The sequence below is a fragment of the Cellulosilyticum sp. genome, assembly GCF_982396655.1.
In genome coordinates, this window is the sequence record NZ_CEVXFV010000029.1 from 30,117 (window position 1) to 50,968 (window position 20,852).

Here is a 20,852-nt window from a genome sequence, read left to right on the forward strand (position 1 = left end):
TTTTTAATGCAAGAATATTTAAGATAACAGTTACAAGTATAGAGAAACCAACTAAAACCTTGAAATATGCATGTAGGTAAATAGGTTTCTCCCAATGATTTTACATGGCTCAAAACTATGAATGACTAAAATTTATAAATGTGAAATCTATATGAGGATAATGGTCAGTAAAGATCATGTACCATTAGTGTGCGATGCGTAGTTTTGTTTTTGATAAAAGTGTTTTGGTAGCCATGAGGACGATGTAGAGTAAGATAATTTCAAATGGAAGTAATGAAATATTCTTAATGAAACGTGGTCCTATGATGGCACTGATGGCATCACCGTAGAGAAGGGCGCCCCAGTAAGTATTTAGGCAAACGTTAAGGAAAATGTTAATACAGGTTTTAGCAGAGATAGTACGCCAGATGTTGCATTTGCCTTTGTAGAAGAAGAGACCATAAATTATACCACCTAAAATAGCTGTGACGGTGTAGCCTAGGAAAAACGGACCTGTTGGTTTCAAGAAGAATTTAATGAGGTTGGCAAGACCATTTCCAATACCGGCAGCAACTGGACCATAGAACATGCCCATAAGAGCTGTGACTAGGAAACCAATACCGATTTTAAGTGTTGGGGTGATTTGAAAACTAGTGACATAAGAAACTACAACGCTTAAAGCGATGAGCATAGAAAGACCCGTTAAAGAGCGGGTGTTTGTAAGTTCTTTATAAGAGCCTACAAAAGAATCTTTAAGATTTGAAAATAATTTATTGTTCATAGCAGATACCTCCTTGTCTAAAATTTGCTGTACAAGATCTATAGGTAACTACTACCAATTCTTGAAGATGTAACAGCGGGATGCGGTGAATAAATCGCAAGCTTAAAAACTTTTCGTTCCGTTAGCAACTCCCCGTCTAATGGACACTTAACGTAAATTCACCTACTCTGCGTATGCCAGTTTATTATAGCAGATAAATGATTAAAATAAACCATAAAATTATAAAAATTAATTAAAAATGAATAATTTTGTTTATTTTAAAATAATTAATTGATAATAAGGCAGAATTTATTGCATATTATCCATAAACTTTTTGGAGTATATAATAATAAGGTGTTTCTAGTATGCTGAATATATAGTCCTGATTTCCACTGAAGGAACATATATTCTTCACCATTAATTTTTTTAGGGTATAAGTGCTGGCTGTTTAATCATTTTCATGCAGATTAATTTTAAAGGAGTGTTATGAAATAAGATGAATATTTCATAACACTCCTTTAGCATCAATAAGTTTAAGTTAACTTTAAGATATTATTCATATTTGACCCAAGGTTGCAGAGAATAAGATCTGCAAGGGCAATAGCTGCCATAGATTCTACGACAACTACGGCACGAGGCACGATGACAGGATCATGGCGTCCTGTGATTTCAATAGTTGTTTCTTCTAAATTTTTAGTGATGGTGTGCTGCATTTGAGCAATAGAAGGCGTTGGTTTAAAGTGCGCTTTAAAGAAAATGTCACTACCATCGGACATGCCGCCTAAGATGCCGCCAGAATGATTGGTTGTTTTACTTACTTTGCCATCTTTGATGCAAAAGGCATCGTTATACTGTGAACCTAAAAGCTTAGAGGCTTCTATGCCACTACCAACTTCGAAAGCTTTGACACCACCGATTCCCATGATTGCATAAGCTAGGGAGGCATCAAGTTTGTCAAAGACTGTTTCACCGATGCCAGCAGGAACGCCGCTAATGATACATTCTACACTACCACCAACGGAATCTTTTTGACTACGCATTTGTGCAATGAAATCAAGAGCTTTTTCTGCTGTTTTATTGCTTGGCATGTTTACAGGATTTTCTCTAGCCTCTAGAAGGTTGAAATCATCCTCGCTTACTTCAATAGGGCCTATAGAGCGGGTGTAAGCCGTAACAGAAATACCAAGTTCTGCAAGGAAGCGCTTAGCTACAGCGCCAGCAGCTACTCTAGCAGCTGTCTCACGGCCAGAAGAACGGCCACCTCCACGATAATCTCTAATGCCATATTTTTGATCAAATGTATAATCTGCATGGGAAGGACGGTAAACATCTTTTATATTGCTATAATCATGAGATTTTTGATTGGTATTGCGAATAAGGAGAGCAATAGGCGTACCAGTCGTAACGCCTTCAAAAGTGCCAGAGAGTATTTCAACAAGGTCATCTTCTTTGCGCGTTGTCCCAATTTGCCCATTGCCAGGCTTTCTCCTATCCATATTCTTCATAATATCTTCTAATGAAATCGGTATATTAGAGGGGCAACCGTCAATGGTAACTCCTAAGGCAGAGCCATGGGATTCACCAAAGGTAGAAACTCGAAATATTTTACCGAAAATTGAACCAGACATATAAATGCTCCTTTCTTAAAATAATAGTAAATAAAGATAATTTTAACACAATCCCCTATAAATCTTCAATGAGAAGTGTTTATAATAATAATAAATGTTCATAATAAAAGTATTATAATAACATAGATGTTAGTAAGTACTGTTAGTAGGTATTAGAAAAATGTTAAAAATAAAGGGGCAATTGTTGAAAAAATAGGTAATTTCTTGTACACTATATTTTAGAGTATAAAAAGATTGGAGATACTAGATGTATGAATTACTAAAGGTAGAAGGCCGTGCAAAAAGAGGACGCTTTCATACACCACATGGTGTGATTGAAACGCCTGTTTTTATGAATGTTGCTACAGTAGCAGCAATTAAAGGGGCACTTTCTACAGAAGACTTAGAAAGAATTGGCACACAAGTTGTTTTATCAAACACTTATCATTTACATTTAAGACCAGGGGATAAACTAATCAAAGAATTAGGTGGACTTCATAAGTTCATGGTATGCGATCGCCCAATCCTCACAGATTCAGGCGGATTTCAAGTATTTTCCCTTGCAGCAATGCGTAAGATTAAAGAAGAAGGTGTATACTTTTCTTCACATATAGATGGTAGAAAGATTTTCATGGGACCAGAAGAAAGTATGCAAATACAATCTAACATTGGTTCAACGATTGCTATGGCATTTGATGAATGCCCACCAGCGCTTGCAGATCGTAACTACATTATTCCATCTGTAGAACGTACGACAAGATGGCTTAAACGTTGTATGGTAGAAATGGACCGCCTAAACAGTCTTGAAGATACAGTCAATAAACAGCAAATGCTTTTTGGTATTAACCAAGGGGGCGTACTTCCAGATATTCGTATTGAGCATGCAAAAGTGATTCGTGAGTTCGATCTTCCAGGCTATGCTGTAGGTGGACTTGCAGTAGGTGAATCACATGAAGAAATGTACAATGTGCTTGAACATGTAGTACCATATCTTCCACAAAATAAACCGACTTACCTTATGGGTGTAGGGACACCAGAAAATATCTTAGAAGCAGTAGAACGTGGAATAGACTTCTTCGACTGCGTATTACCAGCTAGAAATGGTCGTCATGGACATGTTTACACTAACCAAGGGAAACTTAATTTATTCAACCAAAAACATGAAAATGATATGACACCAATTGCAGAAGATTGTCAATGTCCAACATGTCAGAAGTATAGTAAAGCTTATATTAGACATTTATTAAAAGCAAAAGAGATGTTAGGTATGCGTTTATGTGTTATGCATAACCTATATTACTTCAACAATCTTATGACAGAAATTAGAGAAGCGCTAGACAAAGGCGAATTTGCTAAATATAAGAAAATGCGTCTAGAAGGATATAAACAAAACAAATAATAAACGGAGGAATCAAAAATGAGCACAGTTTTATTAACAACAGCCGGTGGCGGTATGATGGGTATTGGTGTAACGATTGCGTATATGGCAGTATTCTTTGGAATTATGTGGTTCTTAATCATTAGACCACAAAGAAAAAGAGAAAAAGAAGTTGCAAGCATGCAAGATAGTATTAAAGTAGGTCAATACGTACTTTTAAATTCAGGTGAATATGGTAAAGTTGTAGATATCATTAATGATTTATTCATTATTGAATTTGGTCTTAACAAAAGTGTACGTATTCCTGTTAAAAAAGTTGCTGTAGCAGCAGTTCAAGAACCAAATCTTTCAGTAGGTAAAAAAGCTGAAGATGAAAATACAGAATATGAATATGTTGAAGTAGAAGTTGAAGTAGACGAAAACGGTAACGAAATTAAAAAATAATACCAAAAAGGATTACTGCATTTAATTATGTAGTAATCCTTTTTTACATTTATACAAAAGAATTAGCATTTAAAACAAATATAATATAAATTTCAGGAAAAAACTGGTATAATATGATGCGAAAATATAGCCGGAGGAGATTAGCTTGATGAGGAGAGTGACAGAAAAGGTACTCGAGAGTAATATAATAAGAATACTTATTTTAATCATAGCTATTGGTATTCTTGGGTTAGGATGGATTATTAATAATTCTAAAGTTTTAAAGACTAATAAGTTGGTACGTGCAATCGAAAAAAATTATCTCGAGGAAGAAAAAATAGATAATGAATTATTTGAGAGTATTTTAAGCTATATTAATCAAAAGCAAGAGGAAAGTTTTATACTCGATGAAAAGGACTACTTTATATTAGGGTATAAATATTATCAAGAGGACAATAAGGCATTGGCCATAGAAAACCTTCAGTTATCTAGTGAATTAATGAGTGAAAAAACAGATACTTTTATTAAGATTTATAATGGTACAATATTAAGTGATTTCTTTTTAGGTCAGGGACAATATGAGAAAGCGGTTATAAGTGCACAAAACACTTTAGAGCAGATTAGCCCTCAAGAATTTGGAAAGAGATATGATGAAGTTATTAAGATTATTGGCATGATCCTATATATTCCAGGTGGAAGAGAAGTTGGTATAGTACAATTAGAAGAAGTACTGCAAGATGCTAGCAAATTAACGATAGAGCAGATTTGTGATATAAAAAATAAGTTAGCAGTAATGTACTTATATAATGGGAACTATGCCAAAGGATTTGAAAAATGCTTAGAAGTAATAACAATGAAAGAAAAGATATCAAATCAGTATTATGTAGCGAAAGCCTATGTGGACTTAGGCATATTATATGGAAGTTTAGGGGATACACAATCCTCTAAAGGAGCTCTAGAAAATGCACTCAATATAGAGATTGAAGATGCCAAAGAAAATGCATTAATTAAATCCTATGCACTCATTAATTTGTATTCCAGTGCAGCTATAGAAGAAAATTATGAACAGCTTATGGAAATAGATAATAAGGTTGAGGAGTATAGTAGTTTATTAAGTACAGAGGTATTGCAATCGATTCAAGTCATTAATAATGCCATGTTAGTAGGTCATTACTCAGCGAAAGGTGATATTTCTAAAGGAGAAGAATTGCTTAGAGAGTTAAAAGAAATCTATGGGGAAATAGAGGAACCAGCATTTTCAGATATTGATATATTTTATTACAAGGCAATAGGTGATTTTATGCTTGCGAGTGGAAATATAGAAGAAGCCGTTAAAAATTATGATAAGGTACTTGATATGTGTGAGAATAATGGAAATCCAAGTACAGCAAAAGATACATTAACATCTTTAATAAGTGGACTAAATGCAGTAAAACAATATGAGCGGGCAAATATATATGAAGAAAGACGTCTAAACTTGCTTGCAGAGGAGGCAATACTTGTTAATAGAGACTATTCGGAATATGCCCTATATAAATATGAATTTGAAACAAAACAAATGCGGATGACAGCAGAAAAGATTCGAAGATATATTATAGTGTTTATAATTATTTTGGTAAGCTCTATTATATGGGTAATTGCATATATGAAGTATACAGCACTTGAAAAGTTACATAAGACAGATGCGCTGACAAAGGCCTATAATAGATATTACTTCAATGAGCGTTATAAGTTATTGGTAGAATCGATGAAGGATTTTCAAATGATTATGTTTGATATTGATAACTTTAAACGTATTAATGATAACTACGGACATACATATGGTGATCATGTGATTAAGACGGTAGTAAATCTTTGTCAGGGGGTAATAGAGGATAAAGGTGATTTATATCGATATGGTGGAGAGGAATTCGTTGTTGTTTTGGAAAATGCAACAATAGAAAAAGCAATTGAAATTGCAGAAGATATGAGAAAAGCTATAGCATATCATAAATGGGAACAAGAAAATAAAATTACTATAAGTATAGGTGTTGCAGAAACAACGGAAACGATAAGAGATATATTAGAGAAAGCTGACAAAAAGCTTTACTGCTCTAAGAAAACAGGCAAAAATAAAATTACATATTAATACATATTTTATAAATTAATTTATATATAAGATAAAATAAAAGTAAATGGTGATACATTTATTTACAATTAAGGGATAAAAATCAACATAAATTTCATCACAGATTCATATTTTGTTAAAAAACATGGGGTATTATATATATCGAGCAAGAGATAATCTTGCTTACAAAATCTCCCCATAATATATCTATTTTCCTGTTTATAAAATATGAACGGAACGAAAAGAAGGCCAAACCCCAATGGCCTTCTTTTTTTATTGTTTTTTATTGACTATCAATTAACTATAAAGTTAGAGAAATATCAAAAAAGTTAATAAATAATAGAAATATCATATCTGTTACTAACAAATTTCTAACAAGGAATATTTAAAATAAAAAGGATATAGCTACAAAAAGTAGCTATATCCTAATATTTTATTTTAGATATTTCTGTTCTTAGTTGTTCTAGTTGCCTATGCGTGTAGACTCTTTCTGTTAGATCGTCTATTGCATGACCTACTATAAGTTTCAAGCAATATTCATCAACTACAGCTTCTTTAGCTCTTGATATAAATGTGTGTCTTGTTTCGTGTGGTTTATGGTCCATGTTTAATTGTTTCATAATTTTTTTATATGAATATCTGTATTGCTCATAATTAATATTAAATAGAGTTGTTCGTGCTGTTTTCAACCTGTTATTTATTAGCTGCATAATAGCACTATGAATAGGCACAACTCGATTTATGCCATTATCAGTTTTAATACCTCCAATCATAGTACCTTCTTCTAAATTAACATTGCTAGTTTCAAGCTCTGTTAATTCACTTGGTCGCCATCCGCTATATATTCCAATTAGAATTATATCTACATTCTCTATATCTATATTATCCCATAATTTTTGTATCTCTTCTTTTGTGAATATAGATATTTTCTTTTCTCGTTCATATTTACCTACTGGATTTATAAGAGAAGAGTAATCTTTTCGTACAATATCGTTTTTCATAGCATATTTGTAAAGCTGATTAAAAAGACTCTTGATATGCTGTTTAGTTGCTTGACCAATATCACAATTATTCAATACACCTTCTAAATGTGCAGCTTTAATATCTTTAAATTTCATGTTATAGAGCAATGTACACTTAGAATATGCGGATCTAGTTCCACGTATTCTAGAATCACTTATTTTTTCAAAGTGTTCTATTGACCATTTATCATACAGTTGAGAAAATGTAACATTAGCAGCATCTATATCATAAGGATTTTGATTATAATCTGCTAATGCCTGAAGAGCTATATCACGCTTTTCAAAATAACCAAGTGTTGAAATAATTGGCTTATAAGTACTTTTTTCATCATCAACAGTCCATCCAGTTGTCACACGTGCAATCCATGGTTTGCGCCTCTTCCCTTTGAGTTTGTAACATGTCCCGTATCCGTTTGGTAGTTTCATTCAAGTCATCTCCTCGTGTGTAAATTTTTTTTGTGTTAATTTCAAGTGTAAGTATAGAGCTAAACATATTTGTAAATCATCCCCATTTAAAATTTGTAACATAGAACATATGTTTGATTAGATTTAAAATAATTGTAACAAATGTAAAATAATATATCAATAATAATTTATATATTACTAACTTAACTTAATTTTATATAAAATTTTGCATATATCAAGTCTGCAACTATAGTTGCATGACATATGTAAATGTAAGCATAAAAAAAATAGCACTCATTTAAGTGCTATTTACCTATAAACTTTTTAAAGAATTCATATGCTTCTTTTTCAGTAATTGGTTTTTCTGATGTTATTTTAATGTTATTTCCATCTATATTTATTTCAGTTACATAAGCTAAGCTATTATCAGTACGACATAACAAGTAATCTGTTGTGCAATTAAATATGTCCGCCATCGCAGAAAGTGTGTTACTAGGAGGATTACTAATATTTTTCTCATAATTACTTATTTGCCTATCGTTTACTCCTAATATTTCTCCTAGTTTTGCTTGCGATAACTTTTTCTTTTTTCTTTCGTCCTTTATTCTATCGCCTAATGTATTCATAATTCCCTCTATTCTATGCGTATCAATCATTTTATATAACATAATTATAATAAAAAAATAAAAAATATCAATAAAACTTTAAAAAAAGTATTGACTACCCAATTAAATTGGGATAATATAAGCATATCTCCAGCGAGAGTGGAATATAAATATAGGTTAAATATTTTTTTAAACACCACTTCCAATTTAATTGGGGAAAAAGGGGGCGTAAAAATGAGCGTTGTACTAAGCACTATTGTAGGTCTTAGAAAAGCTAGAGGATTTACTCAAACAGATATTAGCAAGGAACTTGGCATCACTTATGTTGCTTATAGCAAAAAAGAGAATGGTAAAGTTGATTTTTCATCAACAGAAATAGGGACAATGGCTAAAATTTTTGGGGTTGATCCAGGTAGATTTTACAAGGAGTTATAACATGGTAAAGCTAGAACAGTACAGAAAAGCTAACTTGTTAAGCATTAGGCAATTATCTTTAAAAACTGGCATAAGCAGAACTTATCTAACTCAGATTGAGAGAGGGGAAAAGGTTCCCACATTAACGATAGTATGCACGCTATGTAGAATTTTTAAAATAACACCTAATGACTTTATACCAGAAATTTATTACAAGTAGCTGATTAACTAGAAGGGGGATTTAGCATGAAAAAAGTAACAGTTGCAGAAGCAGCAAGAAGAATGGGGAAAGCACCACAGTTTGTTAGATTATGTTTACAACGTGGACTATTACCTATAGGAATTGCAACTAAAACAGGTAAGAAAAATTGGAATTATTACATAAGCCCTAAGTTGCTTGATGAATACATAGGAAAGGAAGATGTAAATGAATAAACAAATGACAAATGCATTAGCACAAGGTGATAATACACCAGTTGTTTTAAATGGTGTTTCAAATGAAGTATATGTTATTGAAGTGAATGGACAAGCAGTAGTTAGCACTAGAAACGTAGCTGAAAAGTTTGGAAAGGAACATAAGCATATTCTTAGGGATGTAGAAAATATTAAGGGAAGTGGGGTAGTCCAAAATTGGGCAGACCTATTTATATCAAATAAATATCAGCATCCACAAAATAAGCAGTGGTATCCGGAGTATTTGCTAACTAGAGACGGATTTACACTTTTAGCAATGGGATTCACGGGAAAAGATGCTTTGGAATGGAAGCTTAAGTACATAGAAGCATTTAATAAAATGGAGAGTGCATTATCAAATCCATATAAAGATGCTTCACCAGAATTACAAGCTATTTTATTGCAAGACAAAAAACTTCAAGTAGTTGAGAACAGAGTGGACAAGCTAGAAAACAAAATGACTATTGACTATAGCCAGCAATGTGAAATTGAACAGAATGTTTCTAAGCGTGTAATAGCTATTTTAGGTGGAAAAGATGCACCAGCTTATAAAAATAAGACAGTAAGAGCGAAAGCATTCTCTTATCTGTATAGGTCACTTAAAAGAGCATTTCAAGTTAACAGCTACAGGAATATAGCAGTAAAAAATTATGAAGAAGCTATTTTAATTATTAAGAATTGGGACCCTGATGAAGAGCTGAACTTAATGATTATTGGTGCAAATTCTCAAATGGTATTAGAGGGGAAATGATTATATTGAAACTAAAGATAGAGTATCTAATAGCAATAGCTATAGGCATCTTAGTTACACCAGGAGCAATATTTAATGCGTATATAGAAAGAGGATGCAGGGCTTACGGAGGAGAATTGCTAATCATACCTGCGCTATTACTTCTAGTATTTCTAGTTAATCAAATAAAAGAAATGTGGAGGTGTGTAGGTTGGGAAAAGCAGAAAGAAGATTGATGAAGCAAGAAAAAAGAGAACAAGTAAAACAGCAAATAAAGGTACTACAGTTACAACTTAGAAAAGCTTTAGCAAATGGACAAGCTGGTCTAAAAGATGTAGCTGACATAACAGATAGAATTAAAACTTTAAGGGGTGAGTTATAAAATGTGTCTTACAAAAGAAGAACATGATGCATACATAAACATGATGATTAAGAATCTAGCTTATGATGAAGCTGCTTATAACATTGACCACAAATTAAGCTTCAGAGAGCCAAGCGATGTTGTTGGTGTTATTTTTGAAGAACTTGAAGAGACTGAAGAAGCATTAAAACAGCTTAATGCTAGTATAAGAGATTTCTTTGAAAACATAAGGTATAACTCAGATCAAGAAGTAATACTTGCTAGATTAGCAACGATTAGTTTAAATGCAGAATTTGTAGTAGGAGAAGCAGTACAAGTTAAAGCAGTTGCTATAAAGGCCTTAAAGCAGTTACAACCAAAGGAAGTGGTTAAAGATGCTTAATCCATGTAATCCGATATGCAAGGCAAGTTGTACATGTCTTTGTACAAAAAAGAAGAAGTATCTTGATTTTTTGGAAGACCATGATGAAGACCTTATTATTTGTAAAAAGAGAAAGAGGGCTTTAAAAAAAGTTGAAATTTTCAATAAGAATGGCATTCCAATAGATAGAAAAAGGCCCATAAGTAGCGGCAACTACAAAGGGGCCATAAGTAAATAATTTACAAACTTATTATAGCACAATAAAGGAGAAGTGCAATGGCAGAATCCTATATAGAGTGGGCAGATGAAGTGGCCGCTAAAAGCAATGTAGATTCAGGAATAGTAATTATGAAGCTAACTAAAGAGTTAGCAAAAGGAAGGAAAGTAGAGGAAGCAAAAGTAATAGTAGCAAATGCAATTATTAATGGAGGGAAAATACATGAAAATTAAAAGAATTGGTATTTCAAATTTTTTAGGTGTAAGAGAATTAGAGTGGTCACCAAGTAATGGTGTAAATCGTATCGAAGGTGTTAAAGGTAGTGGTAAAACTTCTATTGTAGAAGCTATTGAAACAGCATTTACAAATGCCAAACGCAGAACAGAAGTTGTAAGACATGGTGAAAATGAAGCAACATTATATGTTGAAACTGATACAGGAATGGAGATTGATAGACGTATCAGAACAGAAAAAGCTGACTACTTAAAAGTTAAAGGAGAAGGTACAAAAAGTACAGAGACATTCCTTAGAAGTCTTATATCTGGTGATGTGTTTAGACCACTTGACTTTGTAAATGCTTCAATAAAAGAACAAACTCAGGTCATTCTTAACATGATAGATGTTAACTGGACAATTGAAGATATAGAAAAGTGGTTTGGTGAAGAAGTACCAGGAATCAACTATGACAAACACATTTTACAAGTGCTTAAAGATATAGAGATTAAGCTTTACAAGGAACGTGAAGAGGTTAACCGTCAATCGAACGTATTGAAGGTACAAGTTGATGCAATTAAGAAGGAACTTCCAGGTAACTATGATGGTGAAGAATGGCGTACTAAGAATATTCAAGAGTATTATAGCAAGATAGCAGAGGCACAGAGTATTAATAATCTTATTGATAAAGCTAGGGCATTACAAGAAGGAATCGAAAATAAGGTGTCTGCTATTATGAGTGAGGCTGAATCTGAAAAGAGCAAAGTTGTTCTTAAGTACAAAGAGGAAGAACAGGATCTAAAAGACATTATTGATTTATCTAAAAAGAAGATTGATGATGCACAAAGTACAATAGACAATGCTAGTGAAAGAATGTCATTGAAAAGTCATGAGCTTGAATTAGAGAAGCAGCAAAGAATACAAGAACTTGAAAAAGAGTATCATGACAAAATGTGTGAGCTTGAAAAGTTAATATCTTTAGAGGTTCAAGAAGCTAAAGATATTATAGAACTTCAAAACAATAAAATTAATGTTAATAACTCTAAGATTGTAGGGTTAGTAGATAAAAAAGAAATAGAACTTAAGGCGATTGATGATCAGGCAGCAGAGAAGGTTGAAACTGAAAAGGCTAGAGTTGGAAAAGCCGCTGAATACATAAATAATCATAATCAAGTAGATATTGAACCATTACAAAAAGCAGCAGATGAAGTAGCTAATATGCAAAGTTATCTTAGAGAGTGGGATAGAATGAAAGGCATTATGGATGGAGAGTTAAGAGATAAGCTTGAATATAGTGATTCTCTTACTGAAAAAATAAAAGTAGCACGTTCTAAACCAGGAGACTTATTAAAAACGCATGAACTTCCTATTGATGGAATCTCAGTAGATGAAAAAGGACAAATTCGTATCAATGGAACATTACTAGATGGACTAAGTGATGGTGAAAAGCTAGAGGTTGCATTTAAAGTAGCGCTTAAAAGAATGGGAGAACTTCGCGTGATGTGCCTAGATGGATTTGAGAAACTTAATCCAAGTGAGCAAGATAAGGTGTTAGCTATTTGTGAAGAGAATGATGTACAGGCATTTGTAACAGTTACATGTGAAAAAGAATTGGAGGTTAAATAATCATGGCAGATAAAAAAGAATTGGTTTTAAAGGAGACACATAGCAAGTTAAATCAACTATTAGTAGCGAAGGTGGATGCTATGCCACAGGACTTCAATCAAACACGCTTTTTACAAAACTGTATGACTGTATTGCAAGACACAAAAGGTATTGAAAATTGCAAGCCAGTTAGCATTGCAAGGACACTTCTAAAAGGAGCATTTTTAGGCTTAGATTTCTTCCAAAAAGAATGTTACGCAATTCCTTATGGCGGTGATTTGCAGTTCCAAACAGACTATAAAGGCGAAACCAAAATGGCTAAGAAGTATAGTATTAGACCTATTAAAGACATTTATGCAAAGGTTGTCAGAAAAGGTGATGAATTTAAAGAGGAGATTGTTGCAGGTCAACAAGTTGTAGATTTTAAACCACTTCCATTTAATGATGCTGAAATTATTGGAGCATTTGCGGTAGTACTCTATCAAGATGGTGGAATGGAATATGAAACCATGAGTACAAAACAGATAGAAGGAATTAGGGAAAACTTCTCTAAGATGAAAAACGGATTAATGTGGACAAAGACACCAGAAGAAGCATATAAGAAGACAGTACTTAGAAGACTTACTAAAAAAATCGAGAAAGATTTTGCAAGCATTGAACAAGCAAAGGTTTATGATGAAAGTTCAGATATGGATTTTAAGCAAGAACAACCTAAACAAGAAGCTAATGATCCATTTGCAACAGTTAAAGAAAATGCAATTGATGTTGAATTTAGCGAAGATAAAACAGCACCAGGACAAATGACATCTGATGAATCTATGAAAGAAGGTGAAGAAGATGGAACTAAATAGAAAAAATTACTTTTCAAAAGAAGCTGAATTACTCTATATGGGTAGTTCTAGCTTCAAGGCATGGGATATTTTACATACAGATGGTTGTGAAGCTAGAGAACTGGCTAAACGTAATGATGAGTGGCAGGGAGAAGAGAATGATGCATTTTTACTTGGTAGCTATGTACATTCATGGAATGAAGAAGCTATACCAGAGTTTTTAGCTGAACATCCTGAAATGTTTAGCAGCAGGGGAGCTACTAAAGGACAATTACTTGCTAAGTATGCATTGGGTGACAAGATGATTGAAACGCTAAGAAATGATGAAAAGGTACAACAGTTTAGAGAAGGTGCAGAGAAAGAAAAAATATTTACTGGTGAAATTGCAGGAGTTCCTTTTAAAGTTCAAGTTGATATTTTAAATATTGAAAAAGGTTATTTTGCAGATATTAAAACAACTAAGAACTTATCAGAGAGTTATTACAACGCTAGTGAGAAACGCAGAGAATCATTCATAGAAAAATATGATTATTTTACTCAGATAGCAATATACGCTGAAATACTACGTCAGAACTTAAATACTGACACATACTTAGAACCTTATTTAATTGTAGTGGACAAGCAGTCAACTCCTGACCATGCAATTATTGATATGGGGACAGGATGGATTGAAGCGAAGCTTGAAGAAATAAAAGGTAGGCTGCCAAGAATCCTGGCAGTAAGAAATGGGGAAGAGGAACCTATTGGATGTGGTAAATGTGATTACTGCAGAAGTAAGAAGAAAGCAAAAGTAATAACATTAAGAGAATATATAGATTCTTTAGAGTAGGTGATCAATATGCCTGATACGGAGAAACTTATTAAGGCATTAGATGAATTTCTTAGTGAGAGGTGCGTTGGTTGTGACCAATGTTCCTCTACAGAGGAAATATGCAAACTGGTAATAGAACTAAAGATTAAGTTAAAAAAAATGTAACAAATAATTAAATGAAAGGAGGTATGGAAATTGGCAAGACCACAAAAACGAACTGCTGATTACTTCCCACATTACATAACAGCTACAAGTAGAACAGTGTTTGTATTAGAAGAAAAGTACGGAAATGATGGTTATGCACTATGGTTTAAATTGCTTGAATTATTAGCAAGTACAGATGGACATTACTTAGATTTCAATGATGAAACTGACTTTGAATTTTTTGCAGCAAAGGCAAAGATAGAGACAGAAAAGGCAATTGAAATAATAGATCAGTTAGCTAAATTAAAAGCAATAGATAGAGAGTTGTGGAAACATAAAATTATATGGTGCCAAAAGTTCGTAGATAATCTTTCAGATTTATATACAAGGCGAAGAGTTTCATTGCCTAAAAAGCCAACTTTGGAAGAGATAACGAATGATGAAGAACATTATATTGAAAGTATGGAGAATGAGGGAAGTGAAATAGTAAGTGATGATAAAACTACCTCTTTTCAAATTGTAAAAGAAGTATATGAACAAAATATAGGAATGTTGTCAGGAACAGTAGTTGAAATAATTAACTACTACATAGAACAAGGTATGCAAGCTGAACTAATTGCAGAGTCAATTAAAAAATCTTGCATGAACAACAAGAGGACAATGAGTTATGCAGAAGGTATTCTAAAAAATTGGCTTAAAGAAGGAATCAGAACGATTGAGCAGTATAATGCATCAGTAGTAGAGAGGGAATCTAATAAAGGAATTACAAAAGATTGCAGGTATACAGATGATGATTTACCTTGCTAGGAGATGAAAATGTGAGAAGTATTCAAGATACAGTAAATAGAATAAGGCTAAGAGCACAGATGGAAAGTATAGACTACAAACCTAGTTACAAGTGTAGTAAATGCAAAGATACAGGAGTTATCTTAGTAACAAGTAATGGAGAAGAGGTAGCAAGTACTGAAGTACCACAGAGCCAACAAGGGAGTTGTAGAGCTAAGAAATGTACATGCAATATTGAAAGTACAATAAAAAAATGTATAGCAAGAAGTGGGATTGATATAAAAGAGTTTGAAGCAAAAACTTTTGAATCGTTTAAAACAGCAACTGAAGAGCAAAAGAAGATGAAGCAGATAGCACAAGACTTTTTAAATGATAGAAATGCTATTGGATTTGGATTATTTGGGAAAAGTGGAACAGGTAAAACACATATCTCAATAGCATGTATCAATGAGATATGTAAAAAAGGAACAAGCGTTTTATATTTTAACTATAGAAGAGACATTCAAGAATTAATAGCGAATAAGTACGATACTATTAATTATAACAAGTTATATGGTAACTGGGTAAATGTGCCTGTGCTGTATATCGACGATATGTTTAAGTTTGTAGTAGGTAATAATGGACCAGCTATGGAAGAAATGAGGATAATGTTTAGCTTACTGAATGACCGCTATATTAACAAAAAGAAGACATTATTTTCAAGTGAAATGACTGGTGCTGAACTTATAAAGTTGGATGAGGCTATAGGGAGTAGAATTATTGAAATGTGTGGTAAGTACTGTATGAGATGTACAGGAGAAAACAGAAGAATAAAACCATGCTAGGAGGAAATACATTGATTAGATTTATAGTACCAGGTGAGCCAACTGGAAAGGGGAGGCCTAGAGTATTCAAAACAAATGACATAAGTAGGGCTGTAACACCACAAAAAACATTAAATTATGAGAATTTAGTCAAGTGGATAGTTAGTGAGACAATGCAAGTAAAGCAGCTTAAAGGCGAAATTGAAGCAGATATAAAGGCCTACTATTCAATACCAAAGAGCATGACAAAAAAAAACAGACAACTTATTGAAGAAGGCAAGCTACATCCTACTAAAAAGCCAGACTTAGATAATGTGGCCAAGATTATTCTAGATGCACTTAATGGAATAGCGTACAAAGATGATAGTCAAGTGGTTAGATTACACATAGAGAAAGAATATGCAATTGATGATAATCCAAGGGTTGAAGTAACGCTAAGTGAACTGTGAAAAAAGTAGAGTACATATAAGTATTGGACGAATTTGGAGAGGTGATAAGGTTGAGGGCAAATCATGGTAAACCATGGACTGAAGAAGAGAAACAGATTCTTAGAGAACAGTTTGGAAATGTAGACGTGATGACACTTGTGCAAAAGCTAAAACGTTCTCCAAAGTCAATTACAACTAAAGCATATTCCTTAGGAATAACAGCTAGAGAAAATAGTGAATTAGTATCAGCTATAGATGTTGCTAGGCTATTTGGAATGAACTATAGCAGAACAGTTATAAAATGGTGGATTGGGAAGTATGGATTGAAGGCAAAATATATAAATATCGAAAGATGTTCAAAAAGAAAACTAATAATGATAGATACAAGAGACCTTTTGGAGTGGATGAAGAACAACCAAGAAAGGTATACTACGATACACTTAGAACTTAACATATTAGGCAGTGAGCCGAATTGGCTCAAAGAAAAACGTAAAGGTGATATTAATAAAAGGAAAACAAGATATTGGACAAAGGAAGAAGAGAACAGGCTAATTATGTATTACAGAAAAGGAATTAGCTATGCAGAAATGGCAGATAAATTCAAAAGGACACCTTTAGCTTGCAAGAAAAAAATCGCAAAATTATTTGCTGCATAAAATCAATTTTTGAGAGGATGGTTGTATGGAATATATCAATTTTGCAGAAAGAGCTGCAGAAGCATTAAAAAAACTTTTAGATAGTGAAGAATTTAGAAATGCTTTAGATAAACTTCGTGATTTAGCAGTAACTTTAGAAGATGCACAAGCGTATATCGAAGAGATTAAAAAGAAAAGACATACATACATTCGAAAAATGAGTGTTATTAGCAAGAAAGCACTTAACATGATTAACTCTAAGGTTGTTAGAAGAAAAACGAATACAAGGGCACGTGAGAGCCATAAAAAGACTTTTAGTGAGGAGGAAGATGATGAATGAAAGAAAGAGTTATTCAAGTAAAGATACAAGCATCTGATAACTATTGTACAAGCAGAGACACACAGAAAAGATGTAAACACATGAAAGAAACATATATGTGTAATCAGTTCTGCCAAGTGTTTAGAAAGCAGCTTGATTTTGATGAAGAAGAAAAAGCATATATCAGGCCAATTGAATGTATAGGCGCTGAGCAAGGGACGTTTTTTAAATAAAAGTTGATTTTGAGGAGGTAGTGTAAATGAATATTAAACAAGAAACAAAATGGATTGTTGATGATGATATTGAATTTAATGTTGATGATGATGTTGAAGTAATTTTAACAAGCGGAGAAAAAATTATAGGTACAATTGATTGGATGGATGGCGGAGAAGCTACTGTAGACAGCGAAAAAATGGGTAATGTAATGATTAGTATAGATGATGTTGAAGAAATATCACATGTTGATTTAAGTAATTAATAAAAGATAATTTTGAGGAGGTACATATGAGTAAAACGATATTTAAAGCAGGGCAAGAAGTAGTAGCAAATAAGGATTTTGATGTAGAAGGTTTCTTTGATGAAGAACCTATTAAGGTAAAGAAAGGAAGTAAGGCGTTTATTTCAGCAGATGGTTTCTTACATCATACAACAGGTGCAGCACGAGGAAAGATTCAAAAACTTTCAGAAGAAGCATTTGAGGTTAAAGGTTATGACCATGAGAACATTGCAGTAATGGTGCTAGATAGACTTAAATTGTATTTTCCTATAAATGAATTCATTGATGACTATGATGTATCAGAAAAAGAAATGCTAGATCAAATAGAAGATACATTAAGAGAGATTCTTTAAATAAAAGTGTTTTTTGAAAGTAGGTGATGATTATGCCAGTACCTAAATGTATTAAATGTGAATATGTAAAAGAAGCTAAGTATAATGTACAAACATATAGAAGATGCGAAAATGAAAAAGTAGGAGCAAGATACATAAGAGGTAACGAACATAAGACAAGTCCTAAGTGGTGCCCACTTAGAAATAAATAAAATGACTTTTTGGTGGTGCTGGTACAGTGCCAGCACCGGAAAGGAGAAGTATGGATACGATTGAAATGTGCAAGCACTACTTGCTTAAGCCTATAAGACTTAAGTACAGATACATAATTAATAAGTGTAGCAGGAGGAGAAAATGAAAATAGCAATTATAACAGTGATTGTTGTAGTAGTAGCTTTTGGTATGTGGGCACTTGTAAGAATTAATAAGTATTAAAATTTGCTTTTGAGAGGATGTGTATAAATGAGCTTAGAAAAAGTATTAAACCAAGTAAAGGTGTTTGATCCATCAAGAAAGTTATTTGAGTTTGACAACGGAGACAAGTTTTGGGTTGTTGCTAAAAGCCAAGAAGAAGCTACAAAATGTTTAGTTGAAGACTATAACGAGGAAAATGTAGAAGAAATGGATGTAATAGAAATTCCTAGAACAGAACATTTTGAAATAAGAGATGATGAATATAGCAAGATAGATATTTGGGACATGATAGATATAGATGCAGCTGATGAATGTGTTGAAGTTCCATACATGGTAGCAAGTACAATTTGTTAATTGAAATTAATATTTGAAAGGTTGTGAAAGTATGAAATACATATCAGTAGAACAGTTTAGAAGTGCTGGTGAAAAAGTTACAAAGTGCATTATTGAATGGTGGGAACCAGAAGAAAACGACTTAGTTAAGGGTGTTAGTGGAACACACTTTTTAGGAGATGGATTTGTTAAAGGTGATATATGGGTTAGTGGTATTGGAAGTGTACCAACAGAAAGGATAAAAGGATATATACCTTTATTAACAACTAGTCATTTAATTGACTTTATAGAATGGAGAACAGGATATGCTATTGAAAAAATTGAATATGGACCAGCTGGTTGTTATTGGATTCAATTATTTGATGATTTTGGTTGTGATTCTCCAAGATGGGTAAAAGAAGAAATGTCTTTCAATGATAAAGAATTAATACAAGCACTATGGAAATGTGCATGTGAAGTCGCAACAGATACTTATTATGATAAAACTGAAGAAAGTAGGATTAAACATTTATTTAATGTTATTGAAAGATTAGAAGATGCAGGTATGCTCGATGTTGAAATTGAAGTATATACAGATGGAGAGTATAAGACAGTAGAAGATTTAGTTAATTCGTTAGAAGATGAATTAAGTTATGCAGCTGAAAGTTGTGAGTAATCAAATTGACTTTTGAATGGGTTGATTAAATGTTTAAAGAACATGATGTATTCCTGCAATACTACTTCATAAATGAAAATCAAAAATCCATGATGACATGCGCATTTTTTGAAGTTAAGACTTTATTTGATGAAGTATCAAAGAAGTATAACGACTGTGAAGTAGTAAATGCAAGATACAAAGAGAAAGAATCAAGTGTTAAAACGGTTGGAGAATTTAAAGACTGGATATTTTGGCAGAGCAAAAAGGAACAAATGAGTTTATTTTAGAAGGTGTAAATTATGAAAAATATAGAGAAAAGGAGTAATACCTAATTCCTAGTAGACTAGGTTATCCCACTGTGACGTCTGGGATGTAATTGATATAGACATGGTGCACCGCACAAGGAAGTTATCCACTACCGAATTAAGGTTAGTGGTTGGTATGAAACATGTAGTGTTATTTTCAGGAGGTTTAAGTAGTGCATATGTAGCTTATTTGGTGCTACAGGAACAAAAGAAAGAGGATGTGATTTTACTTCACACACCTACATATAGTGAAAATCATGATGCAGATACATTTAGACATGAGGTCGCAAGACACTTAGGAGTGCCTATAACAGAATGGGGATTAGGATTAGATATATGGGAGCTTATAGAAAAGAATAACTGTATACCAGGTCAATTTATACCATTCTGCACACAGCAGCTAAAACAGAAGATGAAAGAACAGTATTACAAATATCTTAAGTCTATTGGTGAAGAGTTCATTGAATATGTTGGATTTGGTGTAGAAGAATGGAAACGTGTACAAAAGGCTACAGCAAGAGCAGAAAGTATAGGAAGAAGAATAGAGTTTCCTATATTTGAACAGAAGATACCAGGTGAAGAAGTAAAACGTATCATAACAGAAGAATGGGGCATTAAGTTACCAAAGGCATACGAACATCTTAATCATAACAACTGTATACCATGTTTTAAAGCAGGAAAACAGTGGTGGAAGATTTATTGGAGACATTATAGAGAGCAATTCGATAAGGCAGCAGAGTATGAGGAAAAGATAGGATACACAGTATTTAAAGGTAAGTCGCTTAAGGAATTAGCTATAGAGTGGGAAAATGAAAGGCTAATTGAAGAAGAACAGGTAAATCTAAGTGATTTAATACCTTGTGAGTGCTGGTTATAAAGTAATCAAAATGAATTTTGATATGTTCCCGATATCTGTGTCGGGAACATGAAGATAAAATA

The 20,852-nt window shown here is 33.0% G+C and carries 32 protein-coding genes and 1 riboswitch; of the genes, 28 read left to right on the forward strand and 4 right to left on the reverse strand.

Annotation, left to right across the window (positions count from 1 at the left end; all coding sequences use genetic code 11):
• Window positions 1-184: 184 nt before the first annotated feature.
• Together AC1VAQ_RS12760 and aroC are read right to left on the reverse strand one after the other, a co-directional pair.
• Window positions 185-760 carry a folate family ECF transporter S component gene (locus AC1VAQ_RS12760; RefSeq protein ID WP_302597632.1) on the reverse strand — a complete coding sequence of 192 codons (576 nt, stop codon included), beginning with the start codon at window positions 758-760 and terminating at the stop codon, window positions 185-187.
• A 71-nt stretch (window positions 761-831) separates the two neighbouring features.
• A riboswitch (THF riboswitch) is annotated at window positions 832-932 on the reverse strand.
• Between the two features lie 340 nt (window positions 933-1,272).
• On the reverse strand, window positions 1,273-2,367 hold the full coding sequence (gene aroC, locus AC1VAQ_RS12765; RefSeq protein WP_302597633.1) for a chorismate synthase: 1,095 nt from the start codon (window positions 2,365-2,367) through the stop codon (window positions 1,273-1,275).
• Window positions 2,368-2,614: 247 nt separating this feature from the next.
• Between aroC and tgt the strand changes: the two genes are divergently transcribed.
• From tgt to AC1VAQ_RS12780, 3 genes are all read left to right on the forward strand, one after another.
• Window positions 2,615-3,745: a tRNA guanosine(34) transglycosylase Tgt gene (gene tgt / locus AC1VAQ_RS12770; protein ID WP_302597634.1), complete on the forward strand. Its 1,131-nt coding sequence runs from the start codon at window positions 2,615-2,617 to the stop codon at window positions 3,743-3,745.
• A gap of 18 nt (window positions 3,746-3,763) precedes the next feature.
• Window positions 3,764-4,168: a preprotein translocase subunit YajC gene (gene yajC, locus AC1VAQ_RS12775; RefSeq protein ID WP_302597635.1), complete on the forward strand. Its 405-nt coding sequence runs from the start codon at window positions 3,764-3,766 to the stop codon at window positions 4,166-4,168.
• A gap of 148 nt (window positions 4,169-4,316) precedes the next feature.
• Window positions 4,317-6,275: a GGDEF domain-containing protein gene (locus AC1VAQ_RS12780; RefSeq protein WP_302597636.1), complete on the forward strand. Its 1,959-nt coding sequence runs from the start codon at window positions 4,317-4,319 to the stop codon at window positions 6,273-6,275.
• A gap of 404 nt (window positions 6,276-6,679) precedes the next feature.
• On the opposite strand, the gene AC1VAQ_RS12785 is transcribed toward AC1VAQ_RS12780, so the two are convergent.
• The gene (locus tag AC1VAQ_RS12785; protein ID WP_479903983.1) at window positions 6,680-7,702 is read right to left on the reverse strand and encodes a tyrosine-type recombinase/integrase; all 1,023 of its coding nucleotides are present in this window, start codon (window positions 7,700-7,702) and stop codon (window positions 6,680-6,682) included.
• Between the two features lie 284 nt (window positions 7,703-7,986).
• On the reverse strand, window positions 7,987-8,307 hold the full coding sequence (locus AC1VAQ_RS12790) for a helix-turn-helix domain-containing protein (protein ID WP_479903984.1): 321 nt from the start codon (window positions 8,305-8,307) through the stop codon (window positions 7,987-7,989).
• 213 nt (window positions 8,308-8,520) lie between these two features.
• Between AC1VAQ_RS12790 and AC1VAQ_RS12795 the strand changes: the two genes are divergently transcribed.
• From AC1VAQ_RS12795 to AC1VAQ_RS12915, 25 genes are all read left to right on the forward strand, one after another.
• The gene (locus AC1VAQ_RS12795) at window positions 8,521-8,721 is read left to right on the forward strand and encodes a helix-turn-helix domain-containing protein (RefSeq protein WP_479903985.1); all 201 of its coding nucleotides are present in this window, start codon (window positions 8,521-8,523) and stop codon (window positions 8,719-8,721) included.
• Between the two features lies 1 nt (window position 8,722).
• Complete coding sequence (locus AC1VAQ_RS12800) at window positions 8,723-8,920, forward strand: helix-turn-helix domain-containing protein (RefSeq protein ID WP_479903986.1); 198 nt, start codon at window positions 8,723-8,725, stop codon at window positions 8,918-8,920.
• Window positions 8,921-8,946: 26 nt separating this feature from the next.
• Entirely contained in the window at window positions 8,947-9,135 is a 189-nt protein-coding gene (locus AC1VAQ_RS12805; protein WP_479903987.1) for a hypothetical protein, read from the forward strand.
• Window positions 9,128-9,904 (forward strand): Rha family transcriptional regulator, encoded by a 777-nt coding sequence (locus AC1VAQ_RS12810; protein ID WP_479903988.1) that lies wholly within the window; start codon window positions 9,128-9,130, stop codon window positions 9,902-9,904. The genes AC1VAQ_RS12805 and AC1VAQ_RS12810 overlap by 8 nt, the downstream gene beginning before the upstream one ends.
• 190 nt (window positions 9,905-10,094) lie before the next feature.
• Entirely contained in the window at window positions 10,095-10,265 is a 171-nt protein-coding gene (locus AC1VAQ_RS12815) for a hypothetical protein (protein ID WP_479903989.1), read from the forward strand.
• Window position 10,266: 1 nt separating this feature from the next.
• A complete protein-coding gene (locus tag AC1VAQ_RS12820) occupies window positions 10,267-10,626 on the forward strand; it encodes a hypothetical protein (protein ID WP_479903990.1) in 360 nt (119 codons plus the stop codon).
• Window positions 10,619-10,843 carry a hypothetical protein gene (locus AC1VAQ_RS12825; RefSeq protein ID WP_479903991.1) on the forward strand — a complete coding sequence of 75 codons (225 nt, stop codon included), beginning with the start codon at window positions 10,619-10,621 and terminating at the stop codon, window positions 10,841-10,843. Before AC1VAQ_RS12820 ends, AC1VAQ_RS12825 begins: the two co-directional genes overlap by 8 nt.
• Before the next feature lie 38 nt (window positions 10,844-10,881).
• Window positions 10,882-11,055: a hypothetical protein gene (locus AC1VAQ_RS12830; protein WP_479903992.1), complete on the forward strand. Its 174-nt coding sequence runs from the start codon at window positions 10,882-10,884 to the stop codon at window positions 11,053-11,055.
• Window positions 11,045-12,661, forward strand: a complete 1,617-nt coding sequence (locus tag AC1VAQ_RS12835) for a hypothetical protein (RefSeq protein WP_479903993.1) — start codon at window positions 11,045-11,047, stop codon at window positions 12,659-12,661. Before AC1VAQ_RS12830 ends, AC1VAQ_RS12835 begins: the two co-directional genes overlap by 11 nt.
• 2 nt (window positions 12,662-12,663) lie before the next feature.
• A complete protein-coding gene (locus AC1VAQ_RS12840) occupies window positions 12,664-13,491 on the forward strand; it encodes a recombinase RecT (protein ID WP_479903994.1) in 828 nt (275 codons plus the stop codon).
• Window positions 13,478-14,299 (forward strand): PD-(D/E)XK nuclease-like domain-containing protein, encoded by an 822-nt coding sequence (locus tag AC1VAQ_RS12845; protein WP_479903995.1) that lies wholly within the window; start codon window positions 13,478-13,480, stop codon window positions 14,297-14,299. The genes AC1VAQ_RS12840 and AC1VAQ_RS12845 overlap by 14 nt, the downstream gene beginning before the upstream one ends.
• Window positions 14,300-14,308: 9 nt before the next feature.
• Window positions 14,309-14,446 (forward strand): hypothetical protein, encoded by a 138-nt coding sequence (locus tag AC1VAQ_RS12850; RefSeq protein ID WP_479903996.1) that lies wholly within the window; start codon window positions 14,309-14,311, stop codon window positions 14,444-14,446.
• 30 nt (window positions 14,447-14,476) lie between these two features.
• Entirely contained in the window at window positions 14,477-15,232 is a 756-nt protein-coding gene (locus tag AC1VAQ_RS12855) for a DnaD domain protein (protein ID WP_479903997.1), read from the forward strand.
• Window positions 15,233-15,243: 11 nt separating this feature from the next.
• Complete coding sequence (locus AC1VAQ_RS12860) at window positions 15,244-16,035, forward strand: ATP-binding protein (protein ID WP_479903998.1); 792 nt, start codon at window positions 15,244-15,246, stop codon at window positions 16,033-16,035.
• An 11-nt stretch (window positions 16,036-16,046) separates the two neighbouring features.
• Entirely contained in the window at window positions 16,047-16,463 is a 417-nt protein-coding gene (locus AC1VAQ_RS12865; protein ID WP_479903999.1) for a RusA family crossover junction endodeoxyribonuclease, read from the forward strand.
• Window positions 16,464-16,486: 23 nt separating this feature from the next.
• Window positions 16,487-17,098, forward strand: coding sequence for a hypothetical protein (locus AC1VAQ_RS12870; RefSeq protein ID WP_479904000.1), 612 nt, complete (start codon window positions 16,487-16,489; stop codon window positions 17,096-17,098).
• Window positions 17,099-17,123: 25 nt separating this feature from the next.
• Window positions 17,124-17,417 (forward strand): hypothetical protein, encoded by a 294-nt coding sequence (locus AC1VAQ_RS12875; protein WP_479904001.1) that lies wholly within the window; start codon window positions 17,124-17,126, stop codon window positions 17,415-17,417.
• Window positions 17,414-17,629: a hypothetical protein gene (locus AC1VAQ_RS12880; RefSeq protein WP_479904002.1), complete on the forward strand. Its 216-nt coding sequence runs from the start codon at window positions 17,414-17,416 to the stop codon at window positions 17,627-17,629. The genes AC1VAQ_RS12875 and AC1VAQ_RS12880 overlap by 4 nt, the downstream gene beginning before the upstream one ends.
• A gap of 26 nt (window positions 17,630-17,655) precedes the next feature.
• Window positions 17,656-17,874 (forward strand): hypothetical protein, encoded by a 219-nt coding sequence (locus tag AC1VAQ_RS12885; protein ID WP_479904003.1) that lies wholly within the window; start codon window positions 17,656-17,658, stop codon window positions 17,872-17,874.
• 26 nt (window positions 17,875-17,900) lie between these two features.
• A complete protein-coding gene (locus AC1VAQ_RS12890) occupies window positions 17,901-18,245 on the forward strand; it encodes a hypothetical protein (protein WP_479904004.1) in 345 nt (114 codons plus the stop codon).
• A gap of 32 nt (window positions 18,246-18,277) precedes the next feature.
• On the forward strand, window positions 18,278-18,436 hold the full coding sequence (locus AC1VAQ_RS12895; protein ID WP_479904005.1) for a hypothetical protein: 159 nt from the start codon (window positions 18,278-18,280) through the stop codon (window positions 18,434-18,436).
• A 250-nt stretch (window positions 18,437-18,686) separates the two neighbouring features.
• Entirely contained in the window at window positions 18,687-18,992 is a 306-nt protein-coding gene (locus AC1VAQ_RS12900; RefSeq protein WP_479904006.1) for a hypothetical protein, read from the forward strand.
• Window positions 18,993-19,023: 31 nt separating this feature from the next.
• Window positions 19,024-19,626, forward strand: coding sequence for a hypothetical protein (locus AC1VAQ_RS12905; protein WP_479904007.1), 603 nt, complete (start codon window positions 19,024-19,026; stop codon window positions 19,624-19,626).
• Window positions 19,627-19,655: 29 nt separating this feature from the next.
• The gene (locus AC1VAQ_RS12910; protein ID WP_479904008.1) at window positions 19,656-19,895 is read left to right on the forward strand and encodes a hypothetical protein; all 240 of its coding nucleotides are present in this window, start codon (window positions 19,656-19,658) and stop codon (window positions 19,893-19,895) included.
• 154 nt (window positions 19,896-20,049) lie between these two features.
• Window positions 20,050-20,790 (forward strand): hypothetical protein, encoded by a 741-nt coding sequence (locus AC1VAQ_RS12915; RefSeq protein ID WP_479904009.1) that lies wholly within the window; start codon window positions 20,050-20,052, stop codon window positions 20,788-20,790.
• Window positions 20,791-20,852 lie beyond the last annotated feature (62 nt).

Excerpts from the sequence above, each read along its gene's own strand:
- AC1VAQ_RS12760 (WP_302597632.1), bottom strand. The coding sequence starts at position 760 with ATGAACAATAAATTATTTTCAAATCTTAAAGATTCTTTTGTAGGCTCT.
- aroC (WP_302597633.1), bottom strand. The coding sequence starts at position 2,367 with ATGTCTGGTTCAATTTTCGGTAAAATATTTCGAGTTTCTACCTTTGGT.
- tgt (WP_302597634.1), top strand. The coding sequence starts at position 2,615 with ATGTATGAATTACTAAAGGTAGAAGGCCGTGCAAAAAGAGGACGCTTT.
- yajC (WP_302597635.1), top strand. The coding sequence starts at position 3,764 with ATGAGCACAGTTTTATTAACAACAGCCGGTGGCGGTATGATGGGTATT.
- AC1VAQ_RS12780 (WP_302597636.1), top strand. The coding sequence starts at position 4,317 with ATGAGGAGAGTGACAGAAAAGGTACTCGAGAGTAATATAATAAGAATA.
- AC1VAQ_RS12785 (WP_479903983.1), bottom strand. The coding sequence starts at position 7,702 with ATGAAACTACCAAACGGATACGGGACATGTTACAAACTCAAAGGGAAG.
- AC1VAQ_RS12790 (WP_479903984.1), bottom strand. The coding sequence starts at position 8,307 with ATGAATACATTAGGCGATAGAATAAAGGACGAAAGAAAAAAGAAAAAG.
- AC1VAQ_RS12795 (WP_479903985.1), top strand. The coding sequence starts at position 8,521 with ATGAGCGTTGTACTAAGCACTATTGTAGGTCTTAGAAAAGCTAGAGGA.
- AC1VAQ_RS12800 (WP_479903986.1), top strand. The coding sequence starts at position 8,723 with ATGGTAAAGCTAGAACAGTACAGAAAAGCTAACTTGTTAAGCATTAGG.
- AC1VAQ_RS12805 (WP_479903987.1), top strand. The coding sequence starts at position 8,947 with ATGAAAAAAGTAACAGTTGCAGAAGCAGCAAGAAGAATGGGGAAAGCA.
- AC1VAQ_RS12810 (WP_479903988.1), top strand. The coding sequence starts at position 9,128 with ATGAATAAACAAATGACAAATGCATTAGCACAAGGTGATAATACACCA.
- AC1VAQ_RS12820 (WP_479903990.1), top strand. The coding sequence starts at position 10,267 with ATGTGTCTTACAAAAGAAGAACATGATGCATACATAAACATGATGATT.
- AC1VAQ_RS12825 (WP_479903991.1), top strand. The coding sequence starts at position 10,619 with ATGCTTAATCCATGTAATCCGATATGCAAGGCAAGTTGTACATGTCTT.
- AC1VAQ_RS12830 (WP_479903992.1), top strand. The coding sequence starts at position 10,882 with ATGGCAGAATCCTATATAGAGTGGGCAGATGAAGTGGCCGCTAAAAGC.
- AC1VAQ_RS12835 (WP_479903993.1), top strand. The coding sequence starts at position 11,045 with ATGAAAATTAAAAGAATTGGTATTTCAAATTTTTTAGGTGTAAGAGAA.
- AC1VAQ_RS12840 (WP_479903994.1), top strand. The coding sequence starts at position 12,664 with ATGGCAGATAAAAAAGAATTGGTTTTAAAGGAGACACATAGCAAGTTA.
- AC1VAQ_RS12845 (WP_479903995.1), top strand. The coding sequence starts at position 13,478 with ATGGAACTAAATAGAAAAAATTACTTTTCAAAAGAAGCTGAATTACTC.
- AC1VAQ_RS12850 (WP_479903996.1), top strand. The coding sequence starts at position 14,309 with ATGCCTGATACGGAGAAACTTATTAAGGCATTAGATGAATTTCTTAGT.
- AC1VAQ_RS12875 (WP_479904001.1), top strand. The coding sequence starts at position 17,124 with ATGGAATATATCAATTTTGCAGAAAGAGCTGCAGAAGCATTAAAAAAA.
- AC1VAQ_RS12880 (WP_479904002.1), top strand. The coding sequence starts at position 17,414 with ATGAAAGAAAGAGTTATTCAAGTAAAGATACAAGCATCTGATAACTAT.
- AC1VAQ_RS12885 (WP_479904003.1), top strand. The coding sequence starts at position 17,656 with ATGAATATTAAACAAGAAACAAAATGGATTGTTGATGATGATATTGAA.
- AC1VAQ_RS12890 (WP_479904004.1), top strand. The coding sequence starts at position 17,901 with ATGAGTAAAACGATATTTAAAGCAGGGCAAGAAGTAGTAGCAAATAAG.
- AC1VAQ_RS12895 (WP_479904005.1), top strand. The coding sequence starts at position 18,278 with ATGCCAGTACCTAAATGTATTAAATGTGAATATGTAAAAGAAGCTAAG.
- AC1VAQ_RS12900 (WP_479904006.1), top strand. The coding sequence starts at position 18,687 with ATGAGCTTAGAAAAAGTATTAAACCAAGTAAAGGTGTTTGATCCATCA.
- AC1VAQ_RS12905 (WP_479904007.1), top strand. The coding sequence starts at position 19,024 with ATGAAATACATATCAGTAGAACAGTTTAGAAGTGCTGGTGAAAAAGTT.
- AC1VAQ_RS12910 (WP_479904008.1), top strand. The coding sequence starts at position 19,656 with ATGTTTAAAGAACATGATGTATTCCTGCAATACTACTTCATAAATGAA.
- AC1VAQ_RS12915 (WP_479904009.1), top strand. The coding sequence starts at position 20,050 with ATGAAACATGTAGTGTTATTTTCAGGAGGTTTAAGTAGTGCATATGTA.